Genomic DNA, 16,446 nt, shown 5'->3' with positions numbered 1-16,446 from the left:
CCGTCACACGCCTGCACCGCTCAGCGCCGGGCGCGTGCCTCGTCGAGCCGGGCGCACAAGTGCGCGGCGCCGTCGAGCACGCGCGGTCCCGGACGCGTGATCATGTGCTCGTCGAGCGTCAACAGGTTCTTGCGGCGCACCGCCGTCATGCCGCGGTAGGGTTCCCAGATCGACAGGCCGCGGTCTTGCGGCGTGTAGCGCTTGCCTCCCAGGATGGCTTCCGGGTCGCGCTGCACCACCGCCTCGACGCTCACCTGCGGCGCGATCGTCTTCAGCTCGGCAAAGATATTGCGCCCGCCGCAGAGACGGATCACATCGCTGGCGATCTGCTCGCCGTTCAGGGTATAGAGCGGACTGTCCCAGGCCTGGTAGAACACCGTCACCGGGGGACGGCTGGCGTAGCGCGTGCGTAGCGCCTCGACCCCGGAGCGAAAGCGCGCGGCGGCCGGCGCGGCCGTCCCTTCGGTGCCGAGCAGGCGCCCGAAGCGCAGCAGGCTCCCGGCCACGGTCTCCAGGGTGCGCGGTTCGCTGTGGAAGACCGGAATGCCGAGGCTGCGCAGCTGCTCGATCTGGCGCGCAGTATTCCCGCTTTGCCAGACGATGAGCAAGTCGGGCTTGAGCGCGATCACGCGTTCGAGGTCGATCTGGCTGTTCGAGCCGACCAGGGGAATCTTGCGCGCCTCGGCCGGGTAGTCGCTGAAATTCATGGCGCCGACGATGCGCGCGCCGCCCCCGGCCGCGAACAGCAGCTCGGTGACATGCGGCGCCATCGAGATCACGCGCTGCGCCGGCCGCGCCAGCACGACGTCGCGGCCGCTGTCGTCGACGACCGTGACGGCGGCCTGGGCGCAAGAGGCGCCCAGCGCGAGCGACAGGACGAGATGTTTCATTGGACTCTCCGGACAGTATTGGGCGCGGCCGCGGGCGCCTCGGGCAGGAAGATGGTGCGCCCGCCGTGCTCGATGACGGCGATCGGGTGGCCGAGACAGGCGCCGAGCAAATCGGCGCGCATGATGTCCGTGACCGGCCCGGCACGCCAGGCGCCGTCGCCGTGCAGCAGCAGCGCGTGGGTGGCGCCGCTCCAGGCCAGGTTCAGGTCGTGGCCGACGCTGACCAGGGCCCGTTGCTCTTCGCGGCACAGGCGCGCCAGCAGGTTCGTCATCGCCACCTGGTGCGCCAGGTCGAGCGCGGTGGCCGGCTCGTCGAGCAGCAGCAGCGGCGTGTCCTGGGCCAGCAGCGCCGCGATCGCCACGCGCTGGCGCTCGCCGCCCGAGAGCGTGCGCACGTCGCGCCGGGCCAGGTGCAGCGCGTCGAGCGTGCGCAGGGCCTGTTCGGCCGCCGCATGGTCGTCGCTGCCTTCCCAATAGCGGTCGGCGTGGTAGGGGTGGCGCGCCATCAGCACCGTCTCGATGACGCGGTAGGCGAAAGCGTCCCCGCGCCCTTGCGCGAGATAGGCACGTGCGCGCGCCAGCGCCGGCAAAGGCCAGTCCGGCAAGCTCTTGCCGGCCAGGACGATGCCGCCGCCGTCGGGCGGGCGCAGGCCCGCGAGCGTGCGCAGCAGCGTGCTCTTGCCGGCGCCGTTGGGGCCGATCACGCACCAGCTCTGGCCGGGCAGCACACGCCAGTTCAGGCTATCGACCAGCACGCGCCCATCGGCGCGCAAGGTCAGGTCGCGGGTTTCGATCATCGTGAGCGCAGGTGCAGCTGGTGCAGCTGGAAAAGAAAGACGGGCACGCCGATCAGCGCCGTCAGCACGCCCACCGGCAGTTGCTGGGGCGCGAGCACGGTGCGCGCCAGCGTATCGGCCAGCACCAGGAAGCCGCCGCCGGCCAGGGTGGCGGCCGGCAGCAGGATGCGGTGGTCGGGCCCGAAGGCGTGGCGGCAGGCGTGCGGCACCACCAGGCCGACAAAGCCGATGCTGCCGCCGCTGGTGACCGCGCAGGCCGTCAGCAGGCTCGAACAAAGAAACAGGAAGCGCCGCAGCCGGCCCACCTCGACGCCCAGCGCGACGGCGGCGTCGGCATGCAGCGCCATCACGTTCAGTGCGCGCGCATGGCGGCGCGCGAGCAGCAGCGCGCCGCCCAGCACCAGCCAGGGCAGCAGGCGCCAGGACGTCCCGGCCAGGTCGCCGATCATCCAGAACACCATGCCGCGCAGGCGCGATTCGGGCGCCACCGACAGCATCAGGGTCACCAGCGCCATGCAGGCCGAGGCCAGCACCACGCCGGTCAGCAGCAGCACGCTCGACTCGCCGCCGCCGTGCCCCGCGCTGCGCTTGCCGCCCAGGTCGCGCCGCGCCAGCAGGTACAGCAGCAGCGAGACCGCCACCGCGCCGAGCAAGGCGCCGGCATCGACCAGCCACAGCGCCGCGCCGGCCAGCAAGGCGGCCAGCGCGCCGACGGCGGCGCCGGCCGACACCCCCAGCACGTACGGATCGGCCAGGGGATTGCGCACCAGCGCCTGCATCATGACGCCGGCCAGCGCCAGCGCCGCGCCGGTGACGAAGGCGCTGCTGGCGCGGCCCAGGCGCAAGTCGAGCAGGGTCGCCGCCATGCCCTCGGGCGCGCCGGCCAGCAGGCTCGCCAGCGCGCCCGGCAGCTCGGCGGCCGGCAGCGCCACCGAACCGGCCAGCCCGGCCCCGACGAACACGGCCAGCGCGCCCGCGCCAAGCAGCGCCAGCGTGGCGCGCCGGCGTGCGGGCGAGGTGCCGAGCGTGCTTTTCACGGCATCAGAAGTCGTAGCGGGCCGACAGCTTCAACTGGCGCCCGTCGCTCGGATAGATGCCGCTGCGGCAGCCGAACGCCTGGCTGAAGTACTGGCGGTCGGTCAGGTTCAGGCCATTCGCCGCCACTTCCCAGGCACCGAGCTTGAGCGCATAACGCGCATCGACCGTCGTGTACGAGGGAATGCGTGCGCCGCAGGTATTGCCGAAGTCGTTGCCGTAGCGCTGGGTGGAGACGTACTGGACGCCGACGTCGGCGCTGTGGCCATTGCGCGGCAGCCAGGCCAGGCGCGCGGTGGCCACGTTCTTCGGCACCAGCACCATCTCGCGCCCGGCGTTCGGGCCGCCCGTGAATTCGGCTTGCACGTGCTGCACATGGCCGCTCAAGCGCAGGTTCGCGCCGACATCGAGCCGGGCGTCGACTTCGAAGCCCTGGCGCCGCGTCGGATCGAGGTTGGTGTTGGCGCCGAAGCCGCCCGACAGGGTCGGATCGAAGAAGATCTCGTTGCGCAGGCGGTGGCGGAACACGCGCGCCGAGACGCGGCGGGCATCGCTGCCGACGGTGACGCCCAGCTCCAGGTCGCGCGAGGTCTGCGCGTCGAGCAAGCCCTGGGACGCGCGGTAGCCGTTTTCGTCGGCGTTCGGCATGCGGTAGCTCTGCCCTGCCTTGGCGTGCACGGTGACGCCCGCTACCGGATCGACGCTGCCTTCCAGGCTCCAGCCGTTTTCCGACTGCTCGCCGTCCGGCACGCCCAGGTTGGCATTGTCTTCTTCTTTGTCGAACCGCTCGTGGCGCGCGCCCAGCGCCAGGCGCGCATTGCGTGCACCGCCGAAACGCAGTTCGTCGCGCAGGTACAGCGCTTTCGAGTCCTGGCTGGCATTCGAGTCGAAGGTCGTGCTGCGTTCCCAGCGGATCAGGTCGACGCCGGCGACGAACTCGTTGAGCATGCCGCCGAAGCGCGACAACTGGCGCAGGCGCGGCGAGAACTGGGTCTGGCGGCTGTGGTAGGTCGCCTCCGAAACGAAGCCGCCGAACACGTAATGCGACATCACCTCGCGCTCGCGGTGCGACAGCTCGGCCGCCAGTTCGACGCTGCCGACGCGGTGCGCGGCAAAGGCCATCACGCGGTCGCTGTCGACGGCGCCGAAGTCGTTCGGCGTCTTCGTCTGGTGCGGATCGAGGTTGAACTGGTCCAGGGTCAGCGAGCCCGGGAAGCGCGCGTTCTGGCGTGCGCCTTCGACGCGCATGCCGAGGCGCGTCGCGTCCTGCGCCCACTGGAAGCCGGCGTTGAGCGTCTTCTGGCGGAAGCGGTTGTTCTCGCGGTCGTGGTCGGTGCCCTGGTGGTTGGCCGCCAGGTCGAACGAGAGCGGGCCGGCGCCGTGGCGCAGCGCCAGGCGCGCGTCGTGCTGGTCGAACTGGCCGCCTTCCAGGCTGACGGTGCCGTGGTAGCCCGGCTCGGCGCCGCGCTTGGTGACGATGTTGATCACGCCGCCGGTCGCGCCTTCGCCGTACAGCACGCTGCTGCCGCCGCGCGTGATCTCGATGCGCTCGACGGTGTCGATGGGAAGCGTCGACAGCGCGGCGCCGGCCAGTTCGTTCCCGTTCAGGCGCACGCCGTCGACCAGGATCACCAGGTTCTGGCCGCTGTTGGCGCCGAAGCCGCGCAGGTCGAGGCCGAAGTCGGGCGAACCGTCCAGGCTCTGGCGGCCGTACACGCCGCCGATCTTGCGGATGGCGGCGTTGACGTCGTTGACGCCGGCGCTGCGGATCTCGGCGGCGCTGATGACGGTCGCGCCCACCGGCGGCAGGGCCGGGTCGCTCGGGAAGCGCGCGCCGCTGACGTGGACGGTGGCAATGCCGGCCTCGTCGGCATGGGCGGCGCCCGCAAGCAGGGACAGGGAAATGGCGCAGGCCAGCGCGAGCGGCTTGAGAGCCGGCGCGCTGTTCGAAACAGCAGAAAAAGTCATGATGTTGTTCTTCGATAATGAGCATCCGCCCTGCGTCCCCGCAAGCCGGATTCAACGAGTACGGCGCTTGCCATACTCACCTGTCCTGGCCGGTATCCGGGCTAGCAAGTCAGACCGCCTCACCTTCCTATGCCGCGGCACAGTGGTGTTCGAGACAGCCAGTCGCCCAGGGGGGCGACGCTTGTTTACCGTTGCGGGGGCAGCACACCTTGGCCGGGCGCCGGAGGCGCCGTGGCTTCGTGTTTCCCGTTTAACTGCGTGCGCGGATTGCGCACGCGGGCACCAGAACGGACGTGATTATATACCCGGCCAGCCGTCGCGGGCACGGCCGCTTTTCGATCATCGACTGCCGCAGCGGGCGAAGGCGCCAGTCCCCCTGCCGTTCCCGCCTTGCGCGCAGCCTCAGGTCCCGCGCTTGCCCCGGTTGGCTTCCTCGGCCTTGGCCGCCGCTTTTTCCGCCGCGATGCGCTCCTTTTCCGCCTTCTCGACGCGGTGCGCTTCGAGCCGCGCCGCGCGCGATTCCGGCGTCTCCAGGCTGATGCGCCCGATGGCGCCGCTACGGTAGTCGTGCAGCAGCACATGGGCCGCTTTCTCGACGTCGAATTCGCCGCCGCGCATGCGGAAACCCCGGCGCGCCGCCACCTGCTCGACCACGCCGATGCCGTCCAGGCCCTCGGTCTTGAAGCCATAGCGCGCGCTGAGCAACTGCGGATAGCGCTCGAGCAGGACGTCGCCCAGGAAGAAGGCCACCTCTTCCTCGATCAGGGCGTTGGTGCCGATCGCGTGGCTGGCGGCCAGCATCAGGCCGTCGCTCGGCATCTCGATCTTCGGCCACATCAGGCCCGGGGTGTCGACCAGCACCGTGTGCTTGTCGAGGTAGAGCTTTTGCTGGACCTTGGTGACGGCCGGCTCGTCGCCGACCTTCGCCACGCGTTTCTTCAGCAGCGCGTTCATCAGCGTCGACTTGCCGACGTTCGGGATGCCCATGATCATGATGCGCAGCGGCTTGGTCGGCACGCCGCGGTGCGGGGCCAGCGCCAGCGCCAGCGCCGGCAGGCGGGCCACGTCGGCCGGCTTCTTGGTCGTCATCGGGTAGGCCGTCACGCCGGGCAGCGCGTCGTAATAGGCTTTCCAGGCGGCGGTGGCGGCGGGGTCGGCCAGGTCGATCTTGTTCAGCACTTTCAGCACCGGGCGCTGGCGGAACTGGCGCATGCGGTCGACCAGCGGATTGCAGCTTGCCTCGGGCAGGCGCGCGTCGAGTACCTCGACCACGAGGTCGATGAATTCCATCTGCTCCTCCGCCTGCTTCCTGGCGGAGTTCATATGGCCTGGGAACCATTGTATCGACATGCTGTGCTTTCAAATTCTGCGAACGAGGCGGTATTTTACGCTGGCGCCGCCCGAGGCGTCCCGGCGCACTGTGGTTCTGTTTCCACCAGGGACGATTTCGACTTGATTCGTTGCAATACCGAGCCATCCTGGACGGGCACGATGACAGGACGGCCGCTTATGGCCGCTCAACGTCATGGAGACCAGGATGGAAAACAGCATGGAGAAAGTCGGCAGTATCGCGCGCAGCGTCGAGGTGTGGATGTTCGCGGCCTTCGGCGCCCTGGTCCTGGCCGCCTGCCTGGACGGCACGCCGCGGCGCGCCGTCCAGGCAGGCGCGGCGGGCGTGCCGCCGGCAAGCGCTCTGGCGCTGCCCCACACGGGCCCGGCGCAACCGATGTATGTGGTGCATGTGGTGGGCAAGCGCCCGAGCGCGGCCGAGAAGCGCGCGCTGCGTTCAAGCGCCGGGTGAACCGGCGCACGGGCGGGGAATCGATCCACGCGACCAGTTTCCTCCCCCCCTTTATCCGCCCCCTTATTGCGCCGTCGCTTCCATGTCCCTGCGCACGAGCGAGGTGATCCCGCCCCAGTTGCGCCCCGTATAATGTCCGTAATCTTCCCCATCGTCGCGGAACACGACCGAGTGGAACGACCACTTGGCGCGCCCGCCCTGGTTCGGCCCCGGTCCGAGCGTCAGGTCGTTGCAGAACCAGTCGCCCGGATTACAGAACGAACTGCCGCCGCTGCCCGACACTCCCCCCGCGCTGTGGTAGGCCACCACCTCGTCGTCCTGCCCCGGCAGCACGAAGGAATACAGCGTCCCGGCCGCGCCGGCATAGTTGTAGAACCAGACGTTTTTCGTATCGTTGTGGTTGTACAGGGCGCGGGCAGTGGCGACCTTGTGCTGCTGGACCATCGGCTCGCTCGTGGTCCAGGCGCCGATGTCGGCCAGTTCGCTGCCGCCGGCGGAACCGGCCGCCGCCCTCACCCATTTGATGTTCCAGCCAGCCTGCGTGCCGCCGCCGGCGGCGGCGCCGCATACGCCGGCCGTGTTCGGCTGCGCGTTGGTGCGCGGGCGCGCCGTGGCGCCGTAGTTGGCCAGCGTGTAGCCGATCAGCATGTCGCCGGCGCTGTGCACGCCGATATAGCACCAGTTATTGCCCGTGCAAAAGCAGTCGAGCGCATTGCGGACGATGCCGCTTTGGGAGGCTACCCCGCTGCGCCCGTCCCAGTTGACCGATTTCTTGTTGACGCCGGCCGGCGTCGTGTTCGGGCCGAAATACGTGAAATCGTTGTAGTCGCCGATCGCGCCGCCGCTGGTGCGGCCGTGGATCCAGAGCGTGTAATTGGTGGCGCCGGCTAGCCCGGCGGCGAACAGGCCAGGCAGGCACAGCGACAGCGCAAGACGTGCGGATCGTCCCATGTCATCCTCCATCGTTCTGGTTGCAGTGGGACGCGAGGACGGCCGACCGCGAATCGCCATTTTCGGGACAAGCGGTCCAAGCAGTCAATGGCGCGCGATTGAACGTGGCTAGAACGATACCGGACAGTGGGCAGCACCCGGCGGCGTCCACGAAGACGGCGCCGGGTTTGCCTGCGGCCGCTTACCGCACCGGCCCGCAGGCGCCCGGCGGCAACGGCTGGGACGGATCGAAGGCGGCCAGCGCGGCCGCCGCGCCCCTGCGGTCCTTGGCGAATTCGCTCAGGTGGCGGGTACGCTCCTCGCTGGCCCACTCGGCGTCCGCCACCCCTTCCAGGGAGCGCACGCGGCTCGTCAGCAGCGGTCCTTCCAGGCGCGGCATCAGCTCGCGGTCGGGGTCGACGTTTTCCTTGAGCAGGTAGCCGTCGACATCGCGCAGGGTCAGCGGCAGCGCCGGTCCGCCATCGTGCATCAGCTTGCCGAACACGACCAGCTTGATCTCGTTCGGCCCCGGCCCCAGCACCTCGTTGAAGGTCGCCAGCGCGAACGGGCGCCCTTTCGCGTCGTCGATGCGGCCGGTGACCACGTAGCGTCCCGGCTGGCGCACGTCGGCGCGCAGGACAAAGGCGAGCGAGCCGTCTTCGAGCACCTCGCGCGGCGTCCCGGTCCAGACCGCGGGCAGCTTCGGCGAATGGATCACGTCGAAGATCAGCACGCCGTTCTTGCCGCCCGCCGCATACAGTACCTGGGTGCGGATGGTGCCGTGGAACCCGGCCAGTCCCGTCTGCGCCGGCGCGAGCACGGCGGCATAGGCGCCGTCGCCGGCGACCGGATCGGGGTTGGCGCCGTCGTCGGCGAAGGCCAGCGGCACCTGCGGCGTGGGGCGCTCGCCGGTGCCGACGATGCCGGCCGCCACGGCCCGCGTGACCACCAGCGGCACGGGGGTGCCGTCCGGCTCGACCGCGCGCAGCGTCAACGCGACCGCTTCGCCGGCGGCCAGGTAGACGCGCGACTGCGAAGTGTGCAGGAGGATGTCGGGATGGGCGCGGCGGTCGTCGCCGCGCATCGGATTGGTCTCGAGCACCGGCTGGTTCGGATAAGCCTGGTCGGTATTTTGCGACATCGGCCGCGAGTGCGCCGGGTACATGCTGCCTTCGCGATAGCTGCAATAGGTGTGGTCGGCCAGCGCGTAGTTGTCGACCAGCTGCTGGCGCCGGCGCGCGCGTTCGCCGGGAAGCGCCGCGGCCGGCTGGCTGTCCACCTGGCCGAAGAAGCGCGGCGCCTGCGCGGCCGCGCCCGCGCTGCCCGCCGCTGGCGGGAGCGACTGCTCGCGGTCCCGCAGCGCCACTCGGACGATCGCCGCCAGCAGCGCCAGCACCAGCAGCAGCGCGCCCCAGCGCCGCAGGCGGCCGCGCCCTGGACGTTCAAAGGGCACTGTTCACCACGGCGGTGCGCACGACCCCGACGATGCCGCCCCAGTTGCCGTTCGCATAGTGGTTATGGGCCTCGCCATCGTCCCGGAAACTGACCGAGTGATAGCTCCACTTCACGCTGCCGCCTTCGTTGGCCGCCGTGCCCAGCGTCAGGTCCTTGCACAGCCAGTCGCCCGGATTGCAGTAGGAGCCGCCCGCGCTGCCGGCCACGCCGCCGGTGCTGTGGTAAGCCACCGCTTCGTCGTCCTGGCCCGGCAGGATGCCGGAATAGGCCGTGCCCCTGGCGCCGGCATACATGTAGAACCAGACGTTGCGCGTCGTGTTGTGGTTGTACATCGCGCGCGCGGTGGTCGTCTTCAGGTCTTGCACCAGCGGCTCGGTGGTGGTCCAGGCGCCGGCGTCGGACAGCTCGGAACCGCCGGCTGCGCCGGAAGCGGCGCGCACCCACTTGATGTTCCAGCCGGTCTGGGCGCTGCCATCGCTGTTGCCGCACACGCCGGAAGCATTGGCGACCGCGTTTTTCTTGACCCGCGCCGAGCCGCCGTAGTTGGCCAGCGTATAGCCGATCATCAGGTCGCCGGCGCTATGGGTCACGACATAGCACCAGTTACTGCCGGTGCAGAAGCAGTCGAGTGCGTCGCGGATCCTGCCGCTCTGGGAGGCGATGCCGCTGCGCCCGTCCCAGTTGACCGATTTCTTGTTGACGCCGGCGGCCGTGGTGCCAGGCCCCCAATACGTCCAGCTGTCGTAGTCGCCGACCACACCGCCGCCGGTGCGCCCGTTGATCCACAGGGTGTAGTTCGCCGCTGCCGCGAAGCTCGACACGGCCATCAGACAGACCGCCATGACCATTCGTAGGGTTTTCTTCACGAAATATCTCCTCTGAGTGGGCGCCCGGTCCGGTACCTGCACTGCCAGCTGAGCCAGGCGTTGCCGCCACCTGCGGCTCAGGCGAATGTAGGCCTGCGCCAAGGCAGTGTCAATGACCCGCCTGGGAGAAGAAAATTTCGTTGTGTTCGCGCACAAACAGGGGAAGCTTGCCTTTAATCAAGGTCCGCCAAAACTTTTAGATGGGCAACGACGCTGCGGCCCAGCGCCGACAGTTCGTAGCCGCCCTCCAGGCAGCTGACGATGCGCCCGCCCGCGTGCTCGCGCGCCACCGCCATGATCTGGCGCGTGAGCCAGGCATAGTCCGCTTCGACCAGGTTCATGCCTCCCATGTCGTCGTCGCGGTGGGCGTCGAAACCGGCCGAGATGAAGACCATCTGCGGACGGTGCGCGTGCAGGGCCGGCAGCCAGTAATCCCGCACCACCTGGCGCACCGCGTCGCCGCCGCTGCGTTCCGGCAGCGGGACGTTGACATTGGTGGCGGTGATCGGTTCCGGCTCCGAATACGGGTAGAACGGATGCTGGAAGAAGCTGGCCATCAGCACCCGCGGGTCGTCGCGGAAGGACTCGGCCGTGCCGTTGCCATGGTGGACATCGAAGTCGACGATGGCGACCCGTTCCATCCCGTGCGCCTCGAGCGCATGGCGCGCCGCGATCGCCACGTTGTTGAACAGGCAGAAGCCCATCGGCGCGTGCGCCGTCGCATGGTGGCCGGGCGGGCGGATCGAGCAGAAGGCGTTGGCGATGTCGCCGGCGATGACGGCATCGGTCGCGGCCAGCGCGGCGCCGGCCGCGCGCAGGGCCGCGTCGTAGCTGGCGTGGCAGAGCAAGGTATCGGCATCGAGCGGATAGGTGTCGCCGGGCGTCCTGGGCACATGGTCGCGCACCAGCGCCAGCGCGCCCTCGGTATGGTTGCGCAGGATGGCCGGCACCTCCGCCAGCGGCGCCAGGCGCCGTTCCAGCAGGCCGTCGAGGCGGGCCAGGATGAGTTGGTCTTCGATCGCCTGCAGGCGGCTCGGCGACTCGGGATGCCAGTTGCCCATGTCGTGCCGCAGGCAGTCGGGATGGCTGTAGATTGCTGTGCTCATGTAGATGCCGCTTTGTGTCTTTCACTGCTTGCTGCTCAGCCATACACCGGGATTGCCGGTTCTCGCATAGAATCGTCCGGGAGACGCGCAGAAGCGCGTGAAGCGCCGAGTTGTCGATGTCGCTAATCTAACATGCCGTCCGCGGCGCCGCACCTTCGACCTTTGGAACTGAACCATGTTCAATAAATTGCATGCTTGCGCGCGTCAGGTCAGCCAGGTCGTGGTCGGCAAGGACCAGCAGGTACGCCTCGCCTTCACCTGCCTGCTGGCCGGCGGCCATCTCCTGATCGAGGACGTGCCCGGTGTCGGCAAGACCACGCTGGCGCATGCGCTGGCCCTTTCGCTGGGCCTGAAATTCAACCGCGTCCAGTTCACCAGCGACCTGCTGCCGGCCGACGTGGCCGGCATTTCCGTCTACGAGCGCGAGAAGAACGGCTTCGCCTTCCACCCCGGCCCGATTTTCACCCAGGTGCTGCTGGCCGACGAGATCAACCGCGCCACGCCCAAGACCCAGTCCGGCCTGCTCGAAGCGATGGAAGAGCGCCAGGTCTCCACCGACGGCATGACGCGGCCCCTGCCCGAGCCGTTCTTCGTGATCGCCACCCAGAACCCGGCGCACCAGGTCGGCACCTTCCCGCTGCCCGAATCGCAGCTCGACCGCTTCCTGATGTGCCTGTCGCTGGGCTATCCGGACGCCGCCGCCGAACGCGCCCTCCTCATGGGCGAAGACCGGCGCGCGATGCTGCGCACGCTGGCGCCGGCGATGCATCCGCAGGAACTGATCGAGGCGCAGCGGGCGCTGGGCGCCATCCACGCGTCGAACGCGCTGATCGATTACGTGCAGGCGCTGGCCCAGGCTTCGCGTTCGGGTGCGCTGTTCGCCGAAGGCCTGTCGCCGCGCGCCGCGATCGCCCTGCTGCGCGCCGCGCGCGCCTGGGCGGCGCTGGAGGGGCGCGATCACGTGCTGCCGGAAGACATCCAGGCGGTGCTGGTGCCGGTCTGCGCGCACCGCCTGCGGCCGGCGAAGTCGGCGCAGGGCATGGCGCTGGCCAGCCGCGACCTGGTGCTGCAGCTGCAGAAATCGGTGCCGGTATAGGACCACCATGGCGCTCTCGAGCCTGACCCGGCGCCTGGGCGCCCGCATCCGTCCACGCATGTGGCCGCGCGTGCTCGACCAGGGCGAGCTCCTGCTCGGCCAGCGCCGTATCTACATCTTGCCGACCGGTCCGGGCCTGGGCTTCGGCGCCCTGCTGCTGGTGCTCCTGATCGGCTCGGTCAACTACAACCTGGGCCTGGGCTATGCGCTCACCTTCCTGGCCCTGTCCTGCGCGCTGGTCGACATGGTGCTCACCTGGCGCAACCTGGCGTATCTGCGCCTGGCGCCGGTGCGCGTGGCCGACGTGTTCGCTGGCCAGGAAGCCCTGTTCCAGCTCGAACTGCGCAACACGGGCGCGCGGACGCGCTATGCGATCCTGGTCGACGTCGCCGGCGTGGCCGACGCGCGCCATGCGGTCGACGTGCCCGCCGGCGCCAGCGCCAGCGTGCGCCTGGCGCTGGCGAGCCAACGGCGCGGCTGGCTCGACGCGCCGCGCCTGACGCTCGCCACCCGTTTTCCGCTGGGCCTGTTTCGCGCCTGGAGCTACTGGTATCCCGACGCGCGCGCCCTGGTCTATCCCTTCCCCGAGGAAGGCGCGCCGCCGCTGCCGGCCGCCTCGAACAGCGATGGCGAAGGCGCCGGCCATGCGGGCGCGGACGATTTCGCCGGCGTGCGGCCCTATCAGGCGGGCGACCCGCTGCGGCGCCTGGCCTGGCGCCAGATCGCCCGCCTCGATCCGGCCGATGGCGGCCAGCTCGCCACCAAGCATTTCGAGGGCGGCGCGCGCGAGGAACTGGTGCTCGACCTGGCCGCCCTGGATCCCCGGCTCGACCTTGAACTGCGCCTGTCGCGCCTGACGCGCTGGGTGCTGGAAGCGGAAAGCCGCGCCCTGCCCTATGCCGTGCGGCTCGGCGCCGACCATCTCGAGGCCGCCGGCGGCGATGCCCACCAGGCGGCCTGCCTGCGCGCGCTCGCCCTGTACGGCCGGGGAGAGACGCGGTGAAGGCGCTGCTGGCGCGCTTCGACGCCCTGCCGCGCGACAAGGCCGACACCCTGCTCCTGCTGCTGGCCGCCCTTCTGGTGCTGGCCCCCCACACGGCCCACCTGCCGGGCTGGGTCTCGCTGCTGTGCGCATCGACCCTGCTGTGGCGCGGCGCGATCACGCTGCAGGGCAGGCGCATGCCGCCGAGCCTGTTGCTGCTGCCGCTGGCGGGTGCCGCCATGTTCGGCGTCGCCCGCACTTACCACACCGTGCTCGGCCGCGATGCGGGTGTGGCCATGCTGGTGCTGCTGGTGGCCTTCAAGATGCTGGAGATGCATGCGCGGCGCGACCTGTTCGTGGTCGTCTTCCTGTGCTTCTTCCTGGTGCTGACCAACTTCTTCTACGCGCAAGGCATCGGCACGGCCCTGCTGATGGCCATGTCGGTGCTGGCGCTGCTCACGGCCCAGCTGAGCTTCCAGTTCACCGGCGCGCTGCCGCCGCTGCGCCAGCGCTTGCTGATGGGCGCCAGGGTGCTGGGCCTGGCCGCGCCGCTGGCGCTGGCGCTGTTTTTCCTGTTCCCGCGCATCGAAGGCCCGCTCTGGGGCACGCCGGGCGACGCCCTTAGCGCGCGCTCGGGCCTGTCCGAGGCCATGGCGCCGGGCACGATGGCGAACCTGGCGCAGTCGGGAGAGCCCTCCTTTCGCGTGCGCTTCGACAGCCGTCCGCCGTCACAGGAGCAGCTGTACTGGCGCGGCCCGGTACTGGGCACCTACGACGGGCGCACCTGGACCCGGCTCGCGCCGCGCCTGGCCGAGCGCACGGCCCGGCAGCCGCTGTCGCTCGCGCTGCTAGGAAAAGGGATCGGCTACGAAGTCACGCTCGAACCCTCCTACACCCACTGGCTGTTCGCGCTCGAACTGCCGCAGCGCCTGCCCGCACTGGATGGCAATATCGCCAGGGTCTCGGGCGAATTCGAGCTGACGGCGAGCTATCCGGTCGAGACGCGCCTGCGCTACCGGATGACCTCCTACCTGAACTACCGCCTGCAGGCGGGCGCGCTGCCGGAGGACGCCGGTCCGTGGCTGCAGCTGCCCGCCGACAGCAACCCGCGCGCCCTGCTGGCCGGCCTGGAACTGCGCGCCGAACCCGACCCGCGCAAGCGCGTCGACGCGGTGCTGCGGCGCTTCCGGCGCGACAACTACGTCTATACGCTCAATCCGCCCCTGCTCGGCCGCGACGCCGTCGACGATTTCCTGTACGGCAGCCGCGCCGGCTTTTGCGAACATTTTTCGGGTGCCTTCGTCTTCCTGATGCGCGCCGCCGGCGTGCCGGCGCGCGTGGTCACCGGCTACCAGGGGGGCGAGCTCAATCCGATCGATGGCTATGTCACGGTGCGCCAGTCCGATGCCCATGCCTGGGCCGAAGTCTGGCTCGCGCGGCGCGGCTGGGTACGGGTCGATCCGACCGCCGCCGTGGCGCCGGAACGGGTGCGGCGCGGGCTGAACGTGGCGATCCCGCCGCGCGCGCCTTTCGGCATCGAGGGCCTCGGGCGCTTCATGCGCCTCGACGGCGAGAGCAATGCCTGGATCGCGCAGATGCGCCATGCGGCCGGCGCGGTCAACAACGGCTGGAACCAGTGGGTGCTGAACTACACGCCGCAGCGCCAGCGCGGCGTGGTCGAGCGCGTGCAATCCTCGCTGCTCGACTGGCGCATGCCAGCCTTGCTAGCCTTCCTGATAACTGTGTTGCTGCTATGGAGAATCTTCCAGCGGCGGCGGCAAATCGATCCGGTCGATGCGCTATACTCGGCCCTGTGCGCGCGCCTGGCCCGACTCGGCCTGGCGCGTTCGGCAGATGAAGGCCCGAGCGCCTACCGCGCGCGCATTACCGCCGCCACAAGCCTGGCGCCCTCCGTTCAAGCGGCGGCCGCCGAGTTCCTCGAACGGTACGGCGCCTGGCGTTACGCGCCGCGTCGCCACCACGAGCATCCGGCCGCGACCCTGAAGCGCTTACTATCGCAAGTTAGATGAAACACTTCGTACCACTTCTCGCAGCACTCGCTCTTGCAGCCGCCCCTGTCCTCGATGCGCGCGGCGCCGCCAAGCACGCGCCCTCGAAGGCGAAGATCGCGAAGGCCAAGGCCGCCAAGGCCAGGCCGGGCAAGAGCATACCGGCGCCGAAGGCACGCAAGGCGCTCGCGCCCGCGGTCGCCGCGGCCGCCGTCTCCGGCATCGACTACGACGGCGAACCGGTCAATTTCAGCGAATGGCAAGTCATGCGCGAGTTCATCGACGAGATGGTAGCCAAGCATGGCTTCGAGCGCGCCGCGCTGGAAGCGCAGATGCGCGAGGTACGCTTCGTCGAGTCGGCTGTGCAGCTGGTCAAACCCGCGCCGCCGGGCAAGCCGAAGAACTGGCAAGCCTACAGCGAGCGCTTCATCGAGCCGATCCGCATCAACGCCGGCCTGCGCTTCTGGAACGAGAACGCCGCGGCCCTGGCGCGCGCCGAAGCGCGCTATGGCGTGCCGGCCGAGATCCTGGTCGGCATCATCGGCGTGGAAACCGTGTACGGCCGCGATACCGGACGCTTCCGCGTGCTCGACACCCTCGCCACGCTCGCCTTTGCCTATCCGGAAGCGCCGAACAAGGCGGCGCGCAGCGTCTTCTTCCGCACCGAACTGGAGAACGCCCTGCTGCTGGCGCGCCACGAGTCCATCGATCCGTTCACGCTGCTGGGCTCGTTTGCCGGCGCCGTCGGCCTGCCGCAATTCATGCCGGGCAATATCCTGAAATACGGCGTCGATTTCGACGGCGACGGCCGCATCGACTTGCGCGGCTCGACCTCGGATGCGATCGGCAGCGTCGCCAATTTCCTGATCGAGCATGGCTGGAAGCCGGGCGACGCCGGACCGGCCGTGATGCCGGTCGATGTCGCCGCCCACCGCGCCTGGGAGCCGCTCCTCGGCCGCGGCCTGGCGGCGACCTTGCGTGCCAGCGAACTGGAAGCGGCCGGGGTCATCGCGCCGGCGGCGCTGGCCCCGGAACGCCTGTACGGCCTGGTCGACCTGCAGAATGGCGCCGAAGCGACCGAGTACTGGGTGGCCAACGATAACTTTTTCGCCATCACCAAGTACAACCGCAGTTATTTCTATGCCATGTCGGTGATCGACCTGGGACGCGCGGTGCGCGAGGCGCGCGCCCACCAGACCTTGTAGAGCTGGAAAGTTTGTAACAACATGTAACCGCGCTGCCACTGCGCTCCCCCCAGGCAGCGCGTCCTTTGCCATGTACTCCCCTGGAGTATCCCATCCCGTCCGGTTTCTGTACTCCATGGAAACATTCCGAGACACTGCATACCCCCGCATTTGTTATTATTTATACATATCGTCCTGAAACGTGTGGCACGCAACTTGTGTTTCCTCTACACTTACATTTAATTAAAAAACAATTATTTTTTCAGTGAGTTTGTGAGAGAATTGCATTGCGGCTATTGTTGCAATTAGACAACAGAGTCGAGGCTT

14 protein-coding genes and 1 riboswitch are annotated in these 16,446 nt (G+C 69.2%); of the genes, 5 read left to right on the top strand and 9 right to left on the bottom strand.

Features of this window, described 5'->3' with window-relative positions:
• Positions 1-20 precede the first annotated feature (20 nt).
• From ACFPOU_RS13840 to ylqF, 5 genes are all read right to left on the bottom strand, one after another.
• Positions 21-890, bottom strand: a complete 870-nt coding sequence (locus ACFPOU_RS13840; RefSeq protein ID WP_379722180.1) for a cobalamin-binding protein — start codon at positions 888-890, stop codon at positions 21-23.
• Positions 887-1,687, bottom strand: a complete 801-nt coding sequence (locus ACFPOU_RS13835; RefSeq protein ID WP_379722178.1) for an ABC transporter ATP-binding protein — start codon at positions 1,685-1,687, stop codon at positions 887-889. Before ACFPOU_RS13835 ends, ACFPOU_RS13840 begins: the two co-directional genes overlap by 4 nt.
• Positions 1,684-2,724 carry a FecCD family ABC transporter permease gene (locus tag ACFPOU_RS13830; protein ID WP_379722176.1) on the bottom strand — a complete coding sequence of 347 codons (1,041 nt, stop codon included), beginning with the start codon at positions 2,722-2,724 and terminating at the stop codon, positions 1,684-1,686. Before ACFPOU_RS13830 ends, ACFPOU_RS13835 begins: the two co-directional genes overlap by 4 nt.
• A 4-nt stretch (positions 2,725-2,728) precedes the next feature.
• Complete coding sequence (locus ACFPOU_RS13825; protein WP_379722174.1) at positions 2,729-4,690, bottom strand: TonB-dependent receptor family protein; 1,962 nt, start codon at positions 4,688-4,690, stop codon at positions 2,729-2,731.
• Positions 4,691-4,760: 70 nt separating this feature from the next.
• A riboswitch (cobalamin riboswitch) is annotated at positions 4,761-4,992 on the bottom strand.
• A 100-nt stretch (positions 4,993-5,092) separates the two neighbouring features.
• Complete coding sequence (ylqF, locus tag ACFPOU_RS13820) at positions 5,093-6,040, bottom strand: ribosome biogenesis GTPase YlqF (RefSeq protein ID WP_379722172.1); 948 nt, start codon at positions 6,038-6,040, stop codon at positions 5,093-5,095.
• 187 nt (positions 6,041-6,227) lie between these two features.
• Between ylqF and ACFPOU_RS13815 the strand changes: the two genes are divergently transcribed.
• The gene (locus tag ACFPOU_RS13815; RefSeq protein WP_379722170.1) at positions 6,228-6,491 is read left to right on the top strand and encodes a hypothetical protein; all 264 of its coding nucleotides are present in this window, start codon (positions 6,228-6,230) and stop codon (positions 6,489-6,491) included.
• 63 nt (positions 6,492-6,554) lie between these two features.
• Here the strand turns inward: ACFPOU_RS13815 and ACFPOU_RS13810 are convergent, their stop codons facing one another.
• The 4 genes from ACFPOU_RS13810 to ACFPOU_RS13795 form a co-directional block, all read right to left on the bottom strand.
• On the bottom strand, positions 6,555-7,442 hold the full coding sequence (locus ACFPOU_RS13810) for a hypothetical protein (RefSeq protein ID WP_379722168.1): 888 nt from the start codon (positions 7,440-7,442) through the stop codon (positions 6,555-6,557).
• Between the two features lie 181 nt (positions 7,443-7,623).
• Complete coding sequence (locus ACFPOU_RS13805; RefSeq protein WP_379722166.1) at positions 7,624-8,874, bottom strand: choice-of-anchor X domain-containing protein; 1,251 nt, start codon at positions 8,872-8,874, stop codon at positions 7,624-7,626.
• Entirely contained in the window at positions 8,864-9,742 is an 879-nt protein-coding gene (locus ACFPOU_RS13800) for a hypothetical protein (protein WP_379722164.1), read from the bottom strand. The genes ACFPOU_RS13805 and ACFPOU_RS13800 overlap by 11 nt, the downstream gene beginning before the upstream one ends.
• A 173-nt stretch (positions 9,743-9,915) precedes the next feature.
• On the bottom strand, positions 9,916-10,848 hold the full coding sequence (locus tag ACFPOU_RS13795; protein ID WP_379722162.1) for a histone deacetylase family protein: 933 nt from the start codon (positions 10,846-10,848) through the stop codon (positions 9,916-9,918).
• A 175-nt stretch (positions 10,849-11,023) separates the two neighbouring features.
• On the opposite strand from ACFPOU_RS13795, the gene ACFPOU_RS13790 reads away from it, so the two are divergent.
• The 4 genes from ACFPOU_RS13790 to mltB are packed head-to-tail and all read left to right on the top strand — an operon-like array spanning position 11,024 to position 16,140.
• Positions 11,024-11,944 carry an AAA family ATPase gene (locus tag ACFPOU_RS13790; RefSeq protein ID WP_379722160.1) on the top strand — a complete coding sequence of 307 codons (921 nt, stop codon included), beginning with the start codon at positions 11,024-11,026 and terminating at the stop codon, positions 11,942-11,944.
• Positions 11,945-11,951: 7 nt separating this feature from the next.
• Positions 11,952-12,947, top strand: a complete 996-nt coding sequence (locus ACFPOU_RS13785; RefSeq protein WP_379722158.1) for a DUF58 domain-containing protein — start codon at positions 11,952-11,954, stop codon at positions 12,945-12,947.
• The gene (locus ACFPOU_RS13780; RefSeq protein ID WP_379722156.1) at positions 12,944-14,956 is read left to right on the top strand and encodes a transglutaminase TgpA family protein; all 2,013 of its coding nucleotides are present in this window, start codon (positions 12,944-12,946) and stop codon (positions 14,954-14,956) included. The genes ACFPOU_RS13785 and ACFPOU_RS13780 overlap by 4 nt, the downstream gene beginning before the upstream one ends.
• On the top strand, positions 14,953-16,140 hold the full coding sequence (gene mltB / locus ACFPOU_RS13775) for a lytic murein transglycosylase B (RefSeq protein ID WP_379722154.1): 1,188 nt from the start codon (positions 14,953-14,955) through the stop codon (positions 16,138-16,140). The genes ACFPOU_RS13780 and mltB overlap by 4 nt, the downstream gene beginning before the upstream one ends.
• Positions 16,141-16,446 lie beyond the last annotated feature (306 nt).

This window comes from Massilia jejuensis, assembly GCF_042656795.1.
Taxonomy (GTDB): domain Bacteria; phylum Pseudomonadota; class Gammaproteobacteria; order Burkholderiales; family Burkholderiaceae_D; genus Telluria; species Telluria jejuensis.
The sequence above is the reverse complement of the archived record's forward strand: the minus strand, read 5'-3'. Positions and strand labels throughout refer to the sequence as shown.

Excerpts from the sequence above, each read along its gene's own strand:
- ACFPOU_RS13790 (WP_379722160.1), top strand. The coding sequence starts at position 11,024 with ATGTTCAATAAATTGCATGCTTGCGCGCGTCAGGTCAGCCAGGTCGTG.
- ACFPOU_RS13785 (WP_379722158.1), top strand. The coding sequence starts at position 11,952 with ATGGCGCTCTCGAGCCTGACCCGGCGCCTGGGCGCCCGCATCCGTCCA.
- ACFPOU_RS13810 (WP_379722168.1), bottom strand. The coding sequence starts at position 7,442 with ATGGGACGATCCGCACGTCTTGCGCTGTCGCTGTGCCTGCCTGGCCTG.
- ACFPOU_RS13840 (WP_379722180.1), bottom strand. The coding sequence starts at position 890 with ATGAAACATCTCGTCCTGTCGCTCGCGCTGGGCGCCTCTTGCGCCCAG.
- ACFPOU_RS13815 (WP_379722170.1), top strand. The coding sequence starts at position 6,228 with ATGGAAAACAGCATGGAGAAAGTCGGCAGTATCGCGCGCAGCGTCGAG.
- mltB (WP_379722154.1), top strand. The coding sequence starts at position 14,953 with ATGAAACACTTCGTACCACTTCTCGCAGCACTCGCTCTTGCAGCCGCC.
- ACFPOU_RS13795 (WP_379722162.1), bottom strand. The coding sequence starts at position 10,848 with ATGAGCACAGCAATCTACAGCCATCCCGACTGCCTGCGGCACGACATG.
- ylqF (WP_379722172.1), bottom strand. The coding sequence starts at position 6,040 with ATGTCGATACAATGGTTCCCAGGCCATATGAACTCCGCCAGGAAGCAG.
- ACFPOU_RS13835 (WP_379722178.1), bottom strand. The coding sequence starts at position 1,687 with ATGATCGAAACCCGCGACCTGACCTTGCGCGCCGATGGGCGCGTGCTG.
- ACFPOU_RS13825 (WP_379722174.1), bottom strand. The coding sequence starts at position 4,690 with ATGACTTTTTCTGCTGTTTCGAACAGCGCGCCGGCTCTCAAGCCGCTC.